We start from the raw sequence: 15,372 nt of genomic DNA on the forward strand, positions 1-15,372 counted from the left end.
AGGTATCCATATGGATAGTAACAGTTTATCACATACAAAATGGAATTGTAAGTATCATATTGTATTTGCACCAAAATATAGGAGAAAAATAGCATACGGAAAAATAAAACAGGATATAGCAAATATTTTAAGTATGTTATGCAAAAGAAAAGGTGTAAAAATTGTAGAAGCAGAGATATGTCCAGATCATGTACATAGGCTAGTAGAAATTCCGCCAAGCATTAGTGTATCGTATTTTGTAGGGTATTTGAAAGGAAAAAGTACACTTATGATATTTGAAAGACATACAAATTTGAAATATAAATATGGAAATAGACATTTTTGGTGTCGAGGATATTATGTAGATACGGTAGGGAAAAATGCAAAGAAAATACAGGAATATATAGCAAATCAGTTACAAGAAGATTTGGAATATGATCAGATGACACTGAAAGAGTATATTGACCCGTTTACGGGTGAGCCAGTAAAAGCAAACAAATAAAATAAGCCCTTTAGGGCTTAGTAGGTAAATGATGTTGCGCTTGGCGAACCTATTTCGGAGAGTCTTTAGACTCCAGTGCCGGTAACAGACCCTTATAGGGTCAAAGCAAGCCACCGGCTTAGCCGGTGGTCTTGACTNAATAAGCCCTTTAGGGCTTAGTAGGTAAATGATGTTGCGCTTGGCGAACCTATTTCGGAGAGTCTTTAGACTCCAGTGCCGGTAACAGACCCTTATAGGGTCAAAGCAAGCCACCGGCTTAGCCGGTGGTCTTGACTAATAAATAAACATTTATCGGCAAGGCGGCAGCATTGAAAGCTGCCATACAATTATCGGGGAGAAAGTATTGTAAGCCGCCTGTGTGCCGTCCGTAAAATAGCGGACAAGGAGCATTGTTATGGATAAAATTATCCGTAACATTGAGTGGTATGCATACAGCAAATCTCCGAGACACACGGCTTTCAGAGAATACAGAGTAATCAGTTTTTTTGCTCATATTCCAAGGTGGAATCGATTTGGTAGGACCGAACAGTTACAATCAGATCTTATTAGAAAACTGATTAAACTACTCAATGCAGTTATTTTTGGAACGGCTGATTTTATATCATTTGTGTATAAAATTAGCTGTTTTTTATTTGTAAAGTTTTCTTTTGTTAAGTGCAGAAGTCCCCCCTGATTCAAAACTTCTCAAATAAATTTTGAATCGGAGGAGATATGCCATGTGGCAGAGAAATAATGGAAGAAAAGAGAATGAAGTGCTGCAGAATCACTTTACTTCTTATATATCAACGGCAATAAAACGCAGGAGGAATGAGTACATTCATCAGATGGCAAGGAAGCAGATGGTAGAATGTTTGATGGAGGATGTAGTATTGGAATCATCAGAATGGGATTACCATCTGGAACAGGAGTTCTTTGGCAAATTGCCACTTATGACTCAGCTCAAAAATGATGCGCTGTTTTATGCTTTAAAAGAAATCAATGAACGAGAACGGCATGTATTTTTGTCCCATGTGTTGGATGAGAAAAATTTTGAGATTCTTGCCAAAGAATTGGGGCTGACCTACAAAGGAGTAGCTGCAATTTATTATCGAGCCGTTCAGAAAATAAGAAAAAGAATGGGGGGATTTGGTAAATGAATTTTAAAAAAATATTTTTGCAGGCTAAGACAGGGCAGGAAGGAGCGATGACCCTGTTGCTTGAAATGTATAAACCGCTTTTGATAAAGTATTCTATTATCAACGGAAGATTTGATGAGGATCTTTATCAGGAGTTATGTATTACATTTTTAAAGTGCGTGCGTTTATTTCATGGGTAGGATTTTCTGATACGGATATAAGCGCATAATAAAAGGCAGGAGCAGCAGCCCTCACAAGAGAGCTGTTGCTTCCTGCCGTTTTAAAGTGCAATTCAAACTTATTTTAGATAATAATGGACATAGAGGTTATAGTCTCTGAAGCGTGTAATCATCCTGATCCAGATGTAAAAGTGTTCCGTTTCAGAGTATAGATTATATTCTGTGGAATCGTTGGTACACTCTGCAAAACGGCATATCCGGCGCATCGTATCCAGAGACTGAAATTCTTTCATGCTAAACAATGCATTATGAAATTGATTGATCTCTTGTATTAGCGCTGGCGTTGGCTTTTCTTTATTGCAGTCGTTCCAGGTAGTCCACCACTTATAACCATCATAATCGGAGCGGGAATATACAGTTTCATTAGCAGAGGATGAAGAAGGTTTTTCTAAATCTTTTGCAGTATTTTTAAAAATTTCGCTGAAGGAGCAGGACGGCATCAATAAGGGATGTTTATTTTGTTTCCGATAAAGAAGTCGTCCACTGGTTATTGTATGCCATTCAGATAGAGGCAGAGGATTTTTTTGATAATTCCGAACAGCCTCATCTGCACCGCAACTATGGCAAACATAGACATTTAGGTAGCGGCTGGGAGAATTGGCCGTGAGCTGTCGTTCCAATGGCTGCCCGCATCTCAGGCAGCATGGTGGATTATCCGCATCACAGGTCAGCAGTCTTTTGTCCTTTTTCCAAGCAGATTCCAGCAAATCTTTGGGGTAAATGGATATTTTCATAGATACCTCCTAATACAATCATTGAGGACTTGACAATGGGTTTCAAATTTCATGCACGATACCTATCTTCCAGTATTTGAAGGTAACGTGTATACCCATCAGGATCAATTTCTTTCAATTTGGAAGTACGGAACCGATATTCGGGATAACAGCAGAAGCCACTGGAGGCAGATCGTCCAGTTGGAACGGCAAGACCATGGCGAACAATCCATGCTAGGATGTCCTTTCCGTTATTATTGGTGTCAATAAATGCGCAGTCCTTTGGCATTTCGCCCCCAAGGTTAACTGTCAGTATATTCCAGAGTTCCGGTTCACCATTGCTCCAGTTTTCCATTCTGATGGCAAGGTTTCCGTTCATGTAGGTAGCAATAGTGAGCTGTATTGAATAGGTTTTTCCATAACGTTCTAAATCAAATCTCTTCATAATTTCTAATTTCCTTTCATTTTATCTGAAGATTACAGGAATTCAAACAGACTGAGCTGTTGTGGCTGATTTTGTTGAGCTCTCAGATATTCCTGATGGCGATTCTCTAAATCCTGAATTTTTTCCTCACCGAACCATTTGATGGCATGAATGTAATCAAGAGAGTAAGGTGCAATGGAATCCCATCCTTCCTGCACGATTTTCTTTTCCAGCCGCTGTTCCCGTTTTTCTTTTTGGTTAATTCGCCGCAGTCTTTTGGATTCCTTGTTTTGTTTAATCTGATCGGAGGCGTGTATTACAGTAATCCCGTTATGAATATCCTGAAGGTCTTGCAGAAGATCCCTGCTTTCCCGATATTCGGCGCGGATATTTTGTACCTCCACTTTCCAGCCGAACAAAAATCTTTCCGAATGAAAGTTCCCTTCCTCCCATTTCTGAATTTCCGCAGAACTGTACCTGACGATGTTTTCACATATGGTCAGGGATGTATTGGTTTCTAAGAAACGGCAGCCTTTTCGGATACTGATTTCCTCCTGTCCATTAAAAAGGGTATCGTCTCGGCGGATTTTGGTAATTTTCAAGTCATAGAAGACATTGCCCCTCTTTTTGGATATGGGAGAGTGTTTTAAATCACAGATTCCTCCGATATTTTGGCAATTCCTGGCACATCCTATGGGATTATACAACTGACGCCACTCTTTGGTTCGATAATTATAGCGCATATGCCAATAACAGATGTGATTTTTCCTTTGTTGTCGGAAGACTTCATATTTCTGGCGGATTATGTGCTCCTGCTCATCGCGAACCTTTTGAATACTATGATCATAATCATAAGAATGTTTGACCTCATGGCAGTTGCATTGGCTTATTTGACAAAGTCCGCCCTTCTTTGCACAATCTAAAAGGGGATGGCGGAGCGGACAATGATTTACTCGATAAGGACAGCAGACAACTGGATTGTCATTTTCGGGTTTCCAGTCAATCCCTGCGAAGGACATATAACCATTAGAAAATTCGGAACCTTTGCATAAAAGCCCGCATCCGGTAGCATATACTTTGTTGTACAAATAGTGCCGTTCATATTCAAAACCACCCAGAATTTCAAAAAGATGCTTGTCACAGCCATGGTGGGGGAGCTTTGCATAATCAGGATAGTGTTCAAAGGTATACCCCTGAGCAAAGAGTTTTTGGGTAAATAGGTTGTACTCGTTCATTCTGTCCACCTACAATCCCAGGCATGGCCGCATACCAAAATAGTTTTCCATGCGATGGCGAAAAGCCTCGACATCAATATCATATTCTTTAGCAATACAATGCTCACAACAGGCATATCGATAAGCCAGAGTTTTTGATATGCGCTTATCCCAGCTGTTGATCTGTCTGCCGCAGCAGTTGCAGTTTTCATCGAGCCATCTTAGTTTTTGTTTCATTTAAGATTCCTCCATACAAAATTTTGACTGCTGGAAGGTTGCCATTCAAAACAGCCCTCCAGACATATTGTAATTAAGCTGCTGTTTTTGGTGCTGGTGATTCGGACTGCTTTTTGTAGACATACATCAAAAATGCTCCTTTTTCTATTTCCCACGGAATCCATACTCCATTCCGGCAGATACATCCAGAGGCTTCGTTATAAAGTTCCGGTATTCTTGGAGGATCGGCAAAACAATCCTCGGTCATGTATAAACAAAGATACTGGTCATAAACAGGCTTTAAAACAGCTTTTATCCGTCTGCGCAGCTCCAACGCCAGTGCGTCAATTTCTGCAATATCCTGTCTGCGGAAAGCTGCAGCGGAAATTTGTTTCAGAATACCGGACTGTCGGATTGCTTCTTCGATTTGAGGTCGGGTTGTATCAAACAGATCCTTTCGGAGACGAATTCCCTGAAAGGTAACCTCCCTTACATATGCCGAGGCTGCATCAGCGATATCATGGCGCAGCTTATCGTAGGGTTTTCTGTACTTTGTTTTTAGGATTTCCAGAGGAACGGCTTCCAAATTTGCTTTTAAATTTGCAAGGTGGACAGCAAGAGTCTTCCGTAATTCATTTTTATCCATGCTACACTTCCTTTCGTAAAATAATAGTTTAATCATCCTCCCATGGGGAAGAATTTGGAACCTGCTTATCAACGACAGGATAGACTTGAGGAACATTGGTTTGCTCAGATGAATCGGCTTTCTTAGAAGACTCCTGCTTTTCTTTGTTATTTTGCAGACTTCTTCGGTACATCTGAGTCAGCGCATCATCTCCAATATCACTTTTTGGGTGTCCATGTCCCCGCTTTTTTCGGCATTTTTCTATCGCAGCGGCATAGTCGTATCCGACGGCAGTTCCGAACCGTCCTGCAATCTTGACCATTTGTTCAGCGTGATATTCATAAACAGCTTTGTGGTATCCTGTTAAATTCCATTGCTCGCATGCCATTCGCAGTATTCGGGCATAATCCATCAGGGCATTTACTGATTTGCAGAGATCACCGTAACAGGTTTTAAATTCGTGCTTACCATCCACATCATAAAAGCAAACCATAAGCTCTTTTTTGAGAAACTGTTCGACTTCGATTGGCTGCTGGACAACAGACTGGAAAATTTCGCGAGGCATTTCTGGGGGAGTGTTATTGGGATGTTCAGTATGGCTCATGTTGTGAGACCTCCTTTTTGGATGTTTTAGAGGAAATGTGATCTGACAGTATCAGTTGGACTGCCAGTCGAAATCCCGCTTTATAAGCCTGTTCCGCAGCAACGCTGTCACGAATAGAGACCGCCGTTTTATAGGTCTCGAACAGTTCCGCTACTGTAGGAGGAAGAGCGGAGGCTAAAGCAGATTCTGCTTCCATGACCTGTTGGTCCTGCGGAGTCAGAAATTCTTTATTTCCAAATGGTTCCGGTTCATAATTGCCATAATAGAGCTCATGTAGGATATCTGTATCCGCTGTCCATTCCATGTGTGGAAGCCTGTACGAAAGACCTGCGGCGATTTCCTGTAATGTCTGAATCAGCTTTGGAAGCTGATGATTAAAAAAGATTTGTCCCATTTGGGTTTCATGAAAATTCATAAATCCTCCTTTTATGTAATCAATTGTTCTCCCCAGCGGATATGGAACTTTCCTTTTTCATCCTGTTCTCGGTACATTAAAAGAGAGAGCAGATCATAGTCCACATCAAAACGCTGGTAGATATCATCTAAATTTACATTTTGCCCTTTCATAAACAGATTGAGCTTTTCTTTTGCGAGAATCATCTGCATTTGATTTGATTCAATGCTGCCTGCATAGGTCAGAAAATAAACATCTTTATACGCGGTAGAGTTGTAACGGATAAAACGCATATAGAACTGGCTCATGCCGGAATTATTGTAATGAAGTTCCGGTATGATGATTTTGTTGACATATTCAAAATTAACACTGGATGGAAGGCTCTGCTGGGTGCAGAGTAAAATTCCATTTTTGCTCTCCTGAAGCGTCTTTCGGAGGGCACGTCGTTTGGCAAAGCTGACGGTTGAACCAGTGACAATAAATAAAGGGCGGTCCGGCAGGTATTTGCGGATTGCTTTTTCATAGGACTCCAGAACTGTCTTGTGTCTTACCCCGACTGCTGCGATTTCATCCGGCCAGGATGCAAGCATTTCCACAGCGGTGATAATCTTTACTGGTGTGTCTCCTATATATTCCGTCAGGGTATCTGGTGCAGCGCCAATCCGCAGAAGCAGCAGAATCTGCTGTACCAGCTTCATCATGGAATCTTTACGGCTGTTTCCGGCAGAGGAAAAATAGTGGTCACGCATCTGATGGAAGTCTTCGATTGCTTTTTGATAAACCTCCTTTTCCTGAGGCGAGAAGGTAACAGGAACCTGATGAAGTCGTTTGATGTCTTTTCCCACCACCTCTTCAAAGGTACGCGTAATAACCGTTTTTGCCAGGAGGTCGTTTAAAATATCGGCATTGTAGATGTCCTGTGTCTGTTTTTTTAATCCGAAGACGGTGATTTTTTCCGGAAGATGGGAGGCAGCAAACAGAGAATAGCCTTTTTTATAAGCCGGAATTGGCCGACCAAAATACGGATTGTTGGGAGATGTAAGCGTATCTTCTCCATTTTTGTTGATTTCCCTGTTGTATATCAAAGGATTCCAGGAGATCATATTAATGGAATTGTTGTAAAGAAGCTCCAGTTGCGGAGCAAATTCAGAGATATTGTTTCTGGTACTGGTTCCCGTAGTAAGAAGCTTTGCTCGGCAGCGGCGAAAGCAGGAGAGAACGGCCTTGCAGCGCAGGCTCTGTGAGTTGGAGATCTCATCACTTTCATCCAGGATAAGCTGAATATTTTGTTTGAGTCTGTGAATTGTCTTTGCCAGTCGTTTTCGGTAGGTACTTACCTTGTTGAGCGTGATGAGTACAAAATCGCCTGCTTTGATTCGTTCCAAATCCTTCAGGCGCTCCACAAATACATAAGACAGTCCGTAGTTCTTTAACACTACATCCCAGTTATTGCGGATGGAGATTGCAGATGAAACTACCCATGTGCTGTGAATGTTTTGGCGCTGCATCCGGTACAAACCGGTGGCGATACCTGCCAGTGTCTTTCCGCTGCCCTGTTCCCATTGAAGAAGGGCATAACGCTTTTGGAGAACCAGATTGATGTCATGCTTCTGGGTGGGATTTAGAAGTATTTCCTCCTCGTTTTCTGAATCCCAGAAGGTGAGGGAAGAGAGCCATTGGGCAATTTTAAAATTTTCCGTCATCTTGTCAAAAGGCTGGCTTTGGTTTTCATATTCTGTATGTTTTCGGCGGAGAAGCCGTTCAAAACCAGGGAAATGTTCCGGCTGGTTATCCAAAACAGCCTGATAAACTGGAATGGGCTGCTTCATGGATACGCTTAGCCTCTGTCTGGCTTTTTTACTGTAACCTTTGTAAACAAAGTGACCACCCTGTTTTACAAGCGTAATCGTGTCATGCTCCGGCTTTTGATTTTGTTTTTTTAGGAGCCGGCGCAGATAGGAGAGTACCTTTGCTTCCGTCAGCTGAGCGTGACACCACTGTTCATAGCTCATATTGTCCGGACATTTTTGGGTATAAAATGTATGCAGGTATTCGCAGCATTTTGCATAGTGGGACCGGACTGCAGGATGGCTCTTGATCTGGTAAAGAAGCTTTTGCACCTCATATTTAAAAGTTTCAGAAGTATTGCTGCTTTTAGATAGTTCTAAAAGGATACGGGAACTGTTCTGTTCCAGAGTTGCCTTTGGAAAGTGAATGATTCGCTCATAGATCGTTTGAGCTTCCTGTTCTATGGAGTTATAGTCTGGTAAGTCCAGTATGGTATCCGTACAATAAGGATGGGCTTTCCAGCCTTCTGTATTGCTGCGTTTTTGCCAGAACTGAATTTTTGTGGGAAATTCGGATACGCCCAGAGAACGGAATGCATTTGAAGGTAAAGAAATCTGCCCCAGAAAACTGAAATTCTTTTCCATCTGCCGTATCTGACTTTTATCGGTAAAAGTGTCAGCCAGAAAGGACTGGGGGACGATCAGAGCCATAATACCCAATGGTTTCAGTAATTCTGCAGCTTTTAAGCAGTAGTACATTTGAGAGGACAATTCTCCATGAGATTCTGTCCACCAGGTCAAATGGAAGGGAGGATTGCCTACCACATAGTCAAAACGGAGTTTTGGCTGATAAGTGCGAAGATCCTGACAGTCAATGTTGGCATCAGGGAATAAAAAATGCGCTACTTTATAGGCTCGTATATCCAGTTCACATCCATAAGCATTTGATTCAACAGGAACAAAGTTAAAAAAGCTTCCCATTCCGCAGGTTAAGTCTGCAATCAGATCGTTGGAAGACAGCTTCAGGCTGGAGATGATTAATTCACACAATGCGGGCGGAGTAAAAAACTGCCCGTTTTCAAATTCTTTTTTTGCATCGCTGTATTCATGGTAATTGTTGAAATCACTTGGATTGAGACCATGGAGACCACCGTCTCCTGTGTATGCCTGGAAAATATCTTCGGGCAGTATATGATGGGAGTCGGCAGTGTTGCTGTCAATCAGAAACAACACCTTTTCGTTTAGTTCCTTTCTTCTGTTTTGGGGAATAATTTTTTCTGTATATGGGTATTTCAATGTCTTTCCTCCTAACATATTGTGCCAAGATAGGTTTCTGCAAACTCTTTTGCATAGCCTTCCTCTGTAAAGCGGAGATCTACACGCCCATTTTTAAATGCTTTCAGAGATTTGATTTTTTTACAGGTTGTAAATGTGATTTCGTTGGTGGTATGGTAGCCGTATCCCAAAAGTTCAGAGAACTCCCGGGGGATCAATGTAAAACTATCTGTTTCATAATGGATGATACCCCTGAGGATATGTTTCATGGAGTCATTTAACTCCCACTTACCGTCAAAGGGCCAGCTTTTATAAGAACAGGCATAATGGGTAAACTGGATCACACTTTTTTTACGTTCATAGTTGGCACATTTTTGATATGTGTTCCAAGCTGCTTTATGGCATTTGCCTCTTAATTGGTGAAACGCTTCCTGCAGAAAACTTCTTCCGTTTAATTGCAGGAGAATTTGTTCCAGAATCTGATTGCTGGACAGAGAGCAATTTTGAAGCTCCTGATGGTATGCATGGAGTGTTTCATCATGCAGCGAAGAATTTTCTGGCTGTTTTGGCAGGAGTTTTTCCTTGATTTCCTGGGCTGATATACAAATATGGTAGTTGGAGTTGAAATAACTCACCAGATTTTCTATAAAAGCGCTATGAGTAGCTCGAAGTTCTTTCTGTATTGCATCGGAAGAAATTTTGAGACAGCTCTTTGGAGTGAGGTATGCCAGAGGAGAGGTGTCCGTAGAAGAAAGCGCCGTCCTTTGCACAGCCAAAATATCACTCCAGAAGTAATCCAGTTCCAGCAGGGATTCCTTTGCAGCCTCATATGCATTTTGATGTGCAAGGCAGAATGCCTGCTCTGTTTGGGTTAGGCATGTATCCGCTGTAATTTTAACGGAGTCAAATTTTTCGATAAGGCTCATATCTGTTTCCTTTCAAAGAATTAATAGATGAAAGTATGGTTGTTTCTTATATAAAAAACTGCGGCAGTGAAATCTGATCTGCCGCAGCCAAAATATACTGGAATGGTATGTACCATCTGTTATGCTATAGTTACAGTCCTTCTATGCACATGCAGCCAGTCTCACAGGGAGCGGACTGATGGCTGCCAGCGGAAAAGGGTGCAGAGACAGGTGGTAATGAGTATTCAGAGTTTCAAAATGGACATACTCATGATTCTGTTCATACAGAGCCACAACGCGGGATGTATGATAAATCTGTCCGTCAATAGCAATGAGAACACTTTTGCCAATGGTAAGGGGGCTCATCAGCCTGCCACACAAGTGTAATTCCTTTTTCTGTTTCTTCATTCGTTCAGACCTCCTTTTATTGCGCATTATTCATAGCAAAGTTTTATTAAAATTTGCCGTACTTCTTCTAAGGCTTCTTTTACACATTTCATGGGAATCTTCTGGATATGGGCAATATCCCGGATGCTGTAACCGCTGGTTTTCAGACGGATCATGTCCATCTGTTGCCTGGATACGCGGCCGGCCAGGTCGTGCAGAAGAAGTTTTGTCTCTAATTGCAGCATGAGTTCATCGGGTTTAGCAAGAGTTTCCTCTATTGGAAGAGTATTTTCATGCGGAATTAGATGGATACTAATAGTTTCAGCATTCCGTTTTTTTCGAAAATACATTTTATTATAATTGAATAAATCTACACGCATGCAATTCCAAGCAATTGTTGAGAAACTGTATTTTTGAAGATTTGTTTCTACAAAAAAACGGCGAACAGCACGCAGGTAACCGAAAATCACAACATCATAAAATTCGTCCTCCGGCAACTGATTTTCATTCAGAAACTTATATACCAGTCCATGATTGTCTGCTGCGAAAGTCTTTTGTTCCGGAGTTAAAGGTATATTTTGCATACGGCTTTCTCTCCTCCCCAAAATAAAAAGGACACCTTCGGAAGTTTCCGAAAGTGTCCTGCTGACTTGAATTGTGGGGTATCCCACAAAAGGTTTTATTATGCGGGTAGAGCTTCTCGTTCGCCATCAATGGTTTTGCCAATGCAGAAGCTTTCACCAGCCTGGACTGGAAGAGCTTCTTCGCTGTGATATTCACAAATATCAGGACGCTGTTCCTCGTTGATGGAAGCCCGTTCTTGTAATATCAGTTTGATTTGGTCCTTGAAGCTATTGGCATAAGAGCGAATCTGTGCCAGCTCTTCTCCTTCAAAATCATACAGGCGGCGGAATGTGGCAACGCTGTAATCGTTGGTTCCATTGCTTGCCTTTTTAAGTCCGATCTGTACCACGCTTCCATAAGTAGCGCGCCGACGAAGCATAAATGACTGATTGATAAAATCTTTAAACGGCTTCAGACTGGTTGGAGGAAGAGTTACCTGCAGCGGCATATAATCGCCACTTCGGAGAAGATAAAGAATCCGCATATTTTTGCAGGCTTTTCCATTCCCTTCGGGAGCCGTACCGTACTGGTTAAGCGCACAGGCAGCGCAGAGACCGCCAGGTTCTCCAATTCCGTTCTTTCCATCAACAGAAGAGCAGAGAGGCGCTGTATTGTCATCATACTCATTTCCTTCCGCCCAGTAAGCGTTGTTGGAATGATTGTAAAGGATGACTCCTTCCAGATTTTTTGCATAATCCGGATTGTCCGGATCGTCAGAGGGAAGTTCAAACTGCAGCATGCCGCCGGATGGGATTTTTACCCGCTGAAAGCTCATCTGCATGCCTTCCATGTCTTCAGCCAGTTCTTCTGGTGTAAAATCGCTCTCTACCATAGCGGGAAGTACGAAATTTTCATGATTCATTAAAGCTTCATTCTGATTATACATAGTGTTTCCTCCAATATAAATAGTTGTAATCTGGCAGACTGGTCAGGCTGCCATCTGGTTGATTCGGTTCCATTGTCTGGGCGGCATGGAAAGGATATCGTATCCGATGCTTTCCAGTTCGGTAGCCCTGTCGTAACTTTCAACATCCTGGCTGTGACGTGTAATTGCATTGGATAATCCATACAGCGAAAGATCGTTTCCTTCAATGAGATGTTGTAAAACACCAGTGCTTTCATCCTCTGTAATGTGAAATTCTTTGCTGGCAAGACGCACAATGCCAGGGACGTCCTGGGTATTCATGGGCGTATTTTTTGCCTGTTTCATTAACCCGACCACCTGGGAAAAGCGGGCTTCCTCCACAGCGGCCTTTACAGTATCCTGGATTTTCAGGATAAATGCATGGTCTTCTGCCATAAGCGTTTTTTCCGAGTAGAGCAGGAAGCCTTCGTCAGAATCATTGACACGTCCAACATGATTTTTGCGGGTCTGCGCATCATTGACAATCATGCCGTTGCTGCACACAAGACGGTAAACCAGAGGCTGGATACAAACGGAGCCCAGTCCGACCTCACTGTTACTGATAATGACACCAGCCTGTACAATATCACCTGGGACAACTTCTGCCTCAAGGCGGGTGTTTACCACCTTGATATACATCCGGCTGTCTGTAATCTGGCAGCTTTCAAACCGCGCACCATTCATCTGACCAATAATGGGAAGAACCACTCTGGCAATATCCAGATTGTCGATGCGGCGGTAGCGGTTGCTTAGGAATGCTCTTGCCGTCCCGCCCAGTGTGCGGATCATACGCTTTGAGGGCTCCTTTTGAAACCAGGCGTTGACATTTTTGGTGAGGAGTTCCGGATAGCTGGTAAGCATCCGGTCATAGTAGGCCGCCGGAATCTTTAAATGGGTGCCAAGCTGCCGGTGGGCAATCGGATTGACTTCCAGCGGTTCTAAGATGTCAGAGCCGTTTTCATGCATATGGAGATAGACCTGGGAACCGAAAGATTCCATCTGAAGATTTCGTGTATCCACCAGATAATCTTCTTTAAGGTTGCTCTGACGTTCAATCTCCGCAGCCATTTCCTGTAGAGATAATCCTTCTTTCATTCGAATTCTCCACTCCTTTCATTTTTATTTGACCGTTTACCAGGAAACATGAATTCCCTGCGTGGTAACTTCGGCAGCCAGTCCATTGCTTTCCAGAACCTGGACCAGACGGGACCAGTAAACTTTTTCTGGAAAGTTGGACAGATGCTTTTTGGGAATCTCATCCGCATTTTCCACGACACAGATATCTCCATTTTCATGAAGCGTCAGGCTGCTGTGACCGCGTGAATTAAGGTCTGTTATCAGAGATTCCAATACATTACGCCCCTGTACCTCGTACCAGATCTGGGGATCTACAGGCTGCTTATTGGGAGGAATATTACCTCCAATGCTTTCCTTTTCATTTTCACCGGGCAAAGGAACGATTTTAATCATATCGCAGTGAATATTGGCATTCTGATCCAGAGTTATGTCCGCATGATCAAAGTCAGAAACACCAAAAACACGAATGCGGCCGACGCCTCCATGAAGGGCAAGCTGTTCTGGCTTTTTTTCGCACCATTCCCATTTCACATCTGGATAGGCAGATTGGAGGTAGGAAGAGATTCGGTGATTGACATGATGGAGTAGCAGACTCTCTATCGGTTCTCCGGTAATCAGTGGAGCCTGTAATGGAGTCACAGGGATAATCCCCTCTTGCTGCCGCTTTTTAATCTGTTGTTTTCGTCTCTGTCGGCATTTGGCTTCGTGGATATAGGGCAGCAGGAGAACTGCGATTATCCATAATCCCCATAGGGTAAACACGGTAATTAAAAGTCCAGACTGCCATGCGCCCCGTACCAGAGCAAGGATTGCGATTACAGCACCGATCAGAATACTAATACTGCTCCATAGAATTTTTTCCTGTTTCATTTGTTGGTTTCATCCTTTCTTGTGATAATTTTTACAGAAATAAAAAAAGAGGAACCATACAGGTTTTTCGTTCATTCTGAAATAACCTGATATAGTTCCTCTTTATGTTACCGAAGTCTTTTTTACTCCGGCAGGAAGTCTCGATCGCCGTCCAGAATCTCCGCTGGGGATGTGGATACAGCTTCTGGAATTAAGGGCTCATTTTTGGAATCTACATGACTGTGTGTAGGAGAACGCAGGGAAATATAGCCCCAGTTGGTAAGATATACCTTCAAAATCTTCGTCCTTATGATTCCCTGACTGTCCGTAGCATCCACCATCTGCAGGGTGCCGGTAATCCAAATTTGACTTCCTTTTTTTACTCCCAGTTGGATAAGGCGTGAAACGTCAGTGTTCCATGCCCATACCTGATAGGACTGGCTTCGGCCGCTTGCCTGTTCTTTTACATAGAAGCAGACATAGGAAGAATTTTTCTGGCTTTTTTTCACTTCCAGATCGTTCTCCACCTGACCGAATAAAAAAATCTGTGCCATAACACTCCTTTCTGCCATTGGCATTGATATCTATAAAAAAAGTGCCAGCAGAATCCAATGCGAAAAGGCATGGAAATACCACTGACACTTATATACAAACTTAACAGCGTGTGCAATGCAGATAAAATTCTGCAGATCCCTGTAGGGGAGTGCACAAAAATCAATTACAAGATGAGTATAACACTACATTATGTATGTGTCAAGTTTATATATACAATATATAGATATATGCAGCGGCTCTATCACAAGATATGGTTCGTTTTGTGGCATTAATTACACGATTAGATCCTTTCAAAAATAATTTGTTGGCGTAGATATAAATTGGCAACGGCCAGGGTTACGGATTCTGTGCAGGAACCGGATTTTACCAGACTGCTGATATTGTCACTGGTCGTATCCTGGTCATTATAGAGCCCTTCCAGAATGCTGTATCCGTCTGGCAGACACCGGATATCTTTTTCGATACATTTAATTATTTCTGCAGTAGATAACAGCGCCTGTCTGGCAAGATGTATCACCTGTTTTTCTCTGGCAGTCCGGCAGTCTTTTTGAAAAAGCTTACGGGCAGCAGCAAGGGGAACATGCTGAATAAGGGTTAGCTTACAAAAGGAAAACAACCGCAGGAATATGCTTCCATCTGCCGGAATAATGTATAATGTGGAGAGCAGATCATAAAGGGCATCGTATTCGGTCTCTCCAGTTCCGCAAACCAGAAGTCCCCGTGTAAGCAGACGTTCGACACAGGCATCCCAGGTACGGCTTGTTATGAATTCTGAATCCAGACAGGCATTTTGATAGAGCGTGCGGATTTCTTCCTTTCTGGAGATTCGCCAGTTCAGAATGGTCCAGATGACCATTTCCTGCATATCCACCATATATTCGGTGCCGCCTAAAATAATAACAGGGCAGCTACGTCCGCATCCGTTTTTCCTGCGTTCAAAACGTCCCACAGCAGTGTATAATGATTTTGTAGCCATTGCTTGAT

General features: G+C 42.6%; 19 protein-coding genes. 3 read left to right on the forward strand and 16 right to left on the reverse strand.

Features of this window, described 5'->3' with window-relative positions; genetic code table 11:
- Positions 1 to 10 precede the first annotated feature (10 nt).
- The 3 genes from tnpA (at position 11) to C1A07_RS12355 (ending at position 1,796) form a co-directional block, all read left to right on the forward strand.
- Complete coding sequence (gene tnpA / locus C1A07_RS12340) at positions 11 to 481, forward strand: IS200/IS605 family transposase (RefSeq protein ID WP_101875601.1); 471 nt, start codon at positions 11 to 13, stop codon at positions 479 to 481.
- Positions 482 to 1,197: 716 nt separating this feature from the next.
- Complete coding sequence (locus C1A07_RS12350) at positions 1,198 to 1,617, forward strand: sigma-70 family RNA polymerase sigma factor (protein WP_101877364.1); 420 nt, start codon at positions 1,198 to 1,200, stop codon at positions 1,615 to 1,617.
- Entirely contained in the window at positions 1,614 to 1,796 is a 183-nt protein-coding gene (locus tag C1A07_RS12355; protein ID WP_101877365.1) for a helix-turn-helix domain-containing protein, read from the forward strand. Before C1A07_RS12350 ends, C1A07_RS12355 begins: the two co-directional genes overlap by 4 nt.
- A gap of 98 nt (positions 1,797 to 1,894) precedes the next feature.
- On the opposite strand, the gene C1A07_RS16225 is transcribed toward C1A07_RS12355, so the two are convergent.
- The 16 genes from C1A07_RS16225 to C1A07_RS12435 all read right to left on the reverse strand — a co-directional run bounded on the left by C1A07_RS16225 (position 1,895) and on the right by C1A07_RS12435 (position 15,364).
- Positions 1,895 to 2,569 (reverse strand): hypothetical protein, encoded by a 675-nt coding sequence (locus C1A07_RS16225; protein ID WP_180952251.1) that lies wholly within the window; start codon positions 2,567 to 2,569, stop codon positions 1,895 to 1,897.
- A 49-nt stretch (positions 2,570 to 2,618) separates the two neighbouring features.
- Entirely contained in the window at positions 2,619 to 2,993 is a 375-nt protein-coding gene (locus tag C1A07_RS12365) for a DUF4313 domain-containing protein (protein ID WP_101877366.1), read from the reverse strand.
- Between the two features lie 32 nt (positions 2,994 to 3,025).
- The gene (locus C1A07_RS12370; RefSeq protein WP_101877367.1) at positions 3,026 to 4,207 is read right to left on the reverse strand and encodes a sarcolemmal membrane-associated protein; all 1,182 of its coding nucleotides are present in this window, start codon (positions 4,205 to 4,207) and stop codon (positions 3,026 to 3,028) included.
- Positions 4,208 to 4,216: 9 nt separating this feature from the next.
- A complete protein-coding gene (locus C1A07_RS12375) occupies positions 4,217 to 4,423 on the reverse strand; it encodes a hypothetical protein (RefSeq protein ID WP_101877368.1) in 207 nt (68 codons plus the stop codon).
- Positions 4,424 to 4,496: 73 nt separating this feature from the next.
- The gene (locus C1A07_RS12380) at positions 4,497 to 5,048 is read right to left on the reverse strand and encodes a decarboxylase (protein WP_180952252.1); all 552 of its coding nucleotides are present in this window, start codon (positions 5,046 to 5,048) and stop codon (positions 4,497 to 4,499) included.
- Positions 5,049 to 5,076: 28 nt separating this feature from the next.
- Positions 5,077 to 5,631, reverse strand: coding sequence for a hypothetical protein (locus C1A07_RS12385; protein WP_101877369.1), 555 nt, complete (start codon positions 5,629 to 5,631; stop codon positions 5,077 to 5,079).
- Entirely contained in the window at positions 5,618 to 6,046 is a 429-nt protein-coding gene (locus tag C1A07_RS12390; RefSeq protein WP_101877370.1) for a DUF6809 family protein, read from the reverse strand. Before C1A07_RS12390 ends, C1A07_RS12385 begins: the two co-directional genes overlap by 14 nt.
- An 11-nt stretch (positions 6,047 to 6,057) precedes the next feature.
- Positions 6,058 to 9,108, reverse strand: coding sequence for an SNF2-related protein (locus C1A07_RS12395; RefSeq protein ID WP_101877371.1), 3,051 nt, complete (start codon positions 9,106 to 9,108; stop codon positions 6,058 to 6,060).
- 11 nt (positions 9,109 to 9,119) lie between these two features.
- Positions 9,120 to 10,013, reverse strand: a complete 894-nt coding sequence (locus tag C1A07_RS12400) for a hypothetical protein (protein WP_101877372.1) — start codon at positions 10,011 to 10,013, stop codon at positions 9,120 to 9,122.
- A gap of 141 nt (positions 10,014 to 10,154) precedes the next feature.
- Positions 10,155 to 10,400 (reverse strand): hypothetical protein, encoded by a 246-nt coding sequence (locus C1A07_RS12405; RefSeq protein WP_101877373.1) that lies wholly within the window; start codon positions 10,398 to 10,400, stop codon positions 10,155 to 10,157.
- A 26-nt stretch (positions 10,401 to 10,426) separates the two neighbouring features.
- The gene (locus tag C1A07_RS12410) at positions 10,427 to 10,963 is read right to left on the reverse strand and encodes a sigma-70 RNA polymerase sigma factor region 4 domain-containing protein (RefSeq protein ID WP_101877374.1); all 537 of its coding nucleotides are present in this window, start codon (positions 10,961 to 10,963) and stop codon (positions 10,427 to 10,429) included.
- A gap of 98 nt (positions 10,964 to 11,061) precedes the next feature.
- Positions 11,062 to 11,889, reverse strand: coding sequence for a hypothetical protein (locus C1A07_RS12415; protein ID WP_101877375.1), 828 nt, complete (start codon positions 11,887 to 11,889; stop codon positions 11,062 to 11,064).
- 42 nt (positions 11,890 to 11,931) lie between these two features.
- On the reverse strand, positions 11,932 to 13,002 hold the full coding sequence (locus C1A07_RS12420; RefSeq protein ID WP_101877376.1) for a DUF932 domain-containing protein: 1,071 nt from the start codon (positions 13,000 to 13,002) through the stop codon (positions 11,932 to 11,934).
- Between the two features lie 36 nt (positions 13,003 to 13,038).
- Entirely contained in the window at positions 13,039 to 13,854 is an 816-nt protein-coding gene (locus tag C1A07_RS12425; protein ID WP_101877377.1) for a DUF2273 domain-containing protein, read from the reverse strand.
- A gap of 122 nt (positions 13,855 to 13,976) precedes the next feature.
- Positions 13,977 to 14,387, reverse strand: a complete 411-nt coding sequence (locus C1A07_RS12430; RefSeq protein ID WP_101877378.1) for a single-stranded DNA-binding protein — start codon at positions 14,385 to 14,387, stop codon at positions 13,977 to 13,979.
- A 281-nt stretch (positions 14,388 to 14,668) separates the two neighbouring features.
- Positions 14,669 to 15,364 carry a hypothetical protein gene (locus tag C1A07_RS12435; protein ID WP_101877379.1) on the reverse strand — a complete coding sequence of 232 codons (696 nt, stop codon included), beginning with the start codon at positions 15,362 to 15,364 and terminating at the stop codon, positions 14,669 to 14,671.
- Between the last annotated feature and the right edge of the window lie 8 nt (positions 15,365 to 15,372).

This window comes from Lachnoclostridium edouardi (assembly GCF_900240245.1).
GTDB classification, from domain to species: domain Bacteria; phylum Bacillota; class Clostridia; order Lachnospirales; family Lachnospiraceae; genus Lachnoclostridium_A; species Lachnoclostridium_A edouardi.

Excerpts from the sequence above, each read along its gene's own strand:
- C1A07_RS12355 (WP_101877365.1), top strand. The coding sequence starts at position 1,614 with ATGAATTTTAAAAAAATATTTTTGCAGGCTAAGACAGGGCAGGAAGGA.
- C1A07_RS12380 (WP_180952252.1), bottom strand. The coding sequence starts at position 5,048 with ATGGATAAAAATGAATTACGGAAGACTCTTGCTGTCCACCTTGCAAAT.
- tnpA (WP_101875601.1), top strand. The coding sequence starts at position 11 with ATGGATAGTAACAGTTTATCACATACAAAATGGAATTGTAAGTATCAT.
- C1A07_RS12400 (WP_101877372.1), bottom strand. The coding sequence starts at position 10,013 with ATGAGCCTTATCGAAAAATTTGACTCCGTTAAAATTACAGCGGATACA.
- C1A07_RS12405 (WP_101877373.1), bottom strand. The coding sequence starts at position 10,400 with ATGAAGAAACAGAAAAAGGAATTACACTTGTGTGGCAGGCTGATGAGC.
- C1A07_RS12415 (WP_101877375.1), bottom strand. The coding sequence starts at position 11,889 with ATGTATAATCAGAATGAAGCTTTAATGAATCATGAAAATTTCGTACTT.
- C1A07_RS12385 (WP_101877369.1), bottom strand. The coding sequence starts at position 5,631 with ATGAGCCATACTGAACATCCCAATAACACTCCCCCAGAAATGCCTCGC.
- C1A07_RS12420 (WP_101877376.1), bottom strand. The coding sequence starts at position 13,002 with ATGAAAGAAGGATTATCTCTACAGGAAATGGCTGCGGAGATTGAACGT.
- C1A07_RS12410 (WP_101877374.1), bottom strand. The coding sequence starts at position 10,963 with ATGCAAAATATACCTTTAACTCCGGAACAAAAGACTTTCGCAGCAGAC.
- C1A07_RS12370 (WP_101877367.1), bottom strand. The coding sequence starts at position 4,207 with ATGAACGAGTACAACCTATTTACCCAAAAACTCTTTGCTCAGGGGTAT.
- C1A07_RS12375 (WP_101877368.1), bottom strand. The coding sequence starts at position 4,423 with ATGAAACAAAAACTAAGATGGCTCGATGAAAACTGCAACTGCTGCGGC.
- C1A07_RS16225 (WP_180952251.1), bottom strand. The coding sequence starts at position 2,569 with ATGAAAATATCCATTTACCCCAAAGATTTGCTGGAATCTGCTTGGAAA.
- C1A07_RS12425 (WP_101877377.1), bottom strand. The coding sequence starts at position 13,854 with ATGAAACAGGAAAAAATTCTATGGAGCAGTATTAGTATTCTGATCGGT.
- C1A07_RS12435 (WP_101877379.1), bottom strand. The coding sequence starts at position 15,364 with ATGGCTACAAAATCATTATACACTGCTGTGGGACGTTTTGAACGCAGG.
- C1A07_RS12350 (WP_101877364.1), top strand. The coding sequence starts at position 1,198 with ATGTGGCAGAGAAATAATGGAAGAAAAGAGAATGAAGTGCTGCAGAAT.
- C1A07_RS12430 (WP_101877378.1), bottom strand. The coding sequence starts at position 14,387 with ATGGCACAGATTTTTTTATTCGGTCAGGTGGAGAACGATCTGGAAGTG.
- C1A07_RS12390 (WP_101877370.1), bottom strand. The coding sequence starts at position 6,046 with ATGAATTTTCATGAAACCCAAATGGGACAAATCTTTTTTAATCATCAG.
- C1A07_RS12365 (WP_101877366.1), bottom strand. The coding sequence starts at position 2,993 with ATGAAGAGATTTGATTTAGAACGTTATGGAAAAACCTATTCAATACAG.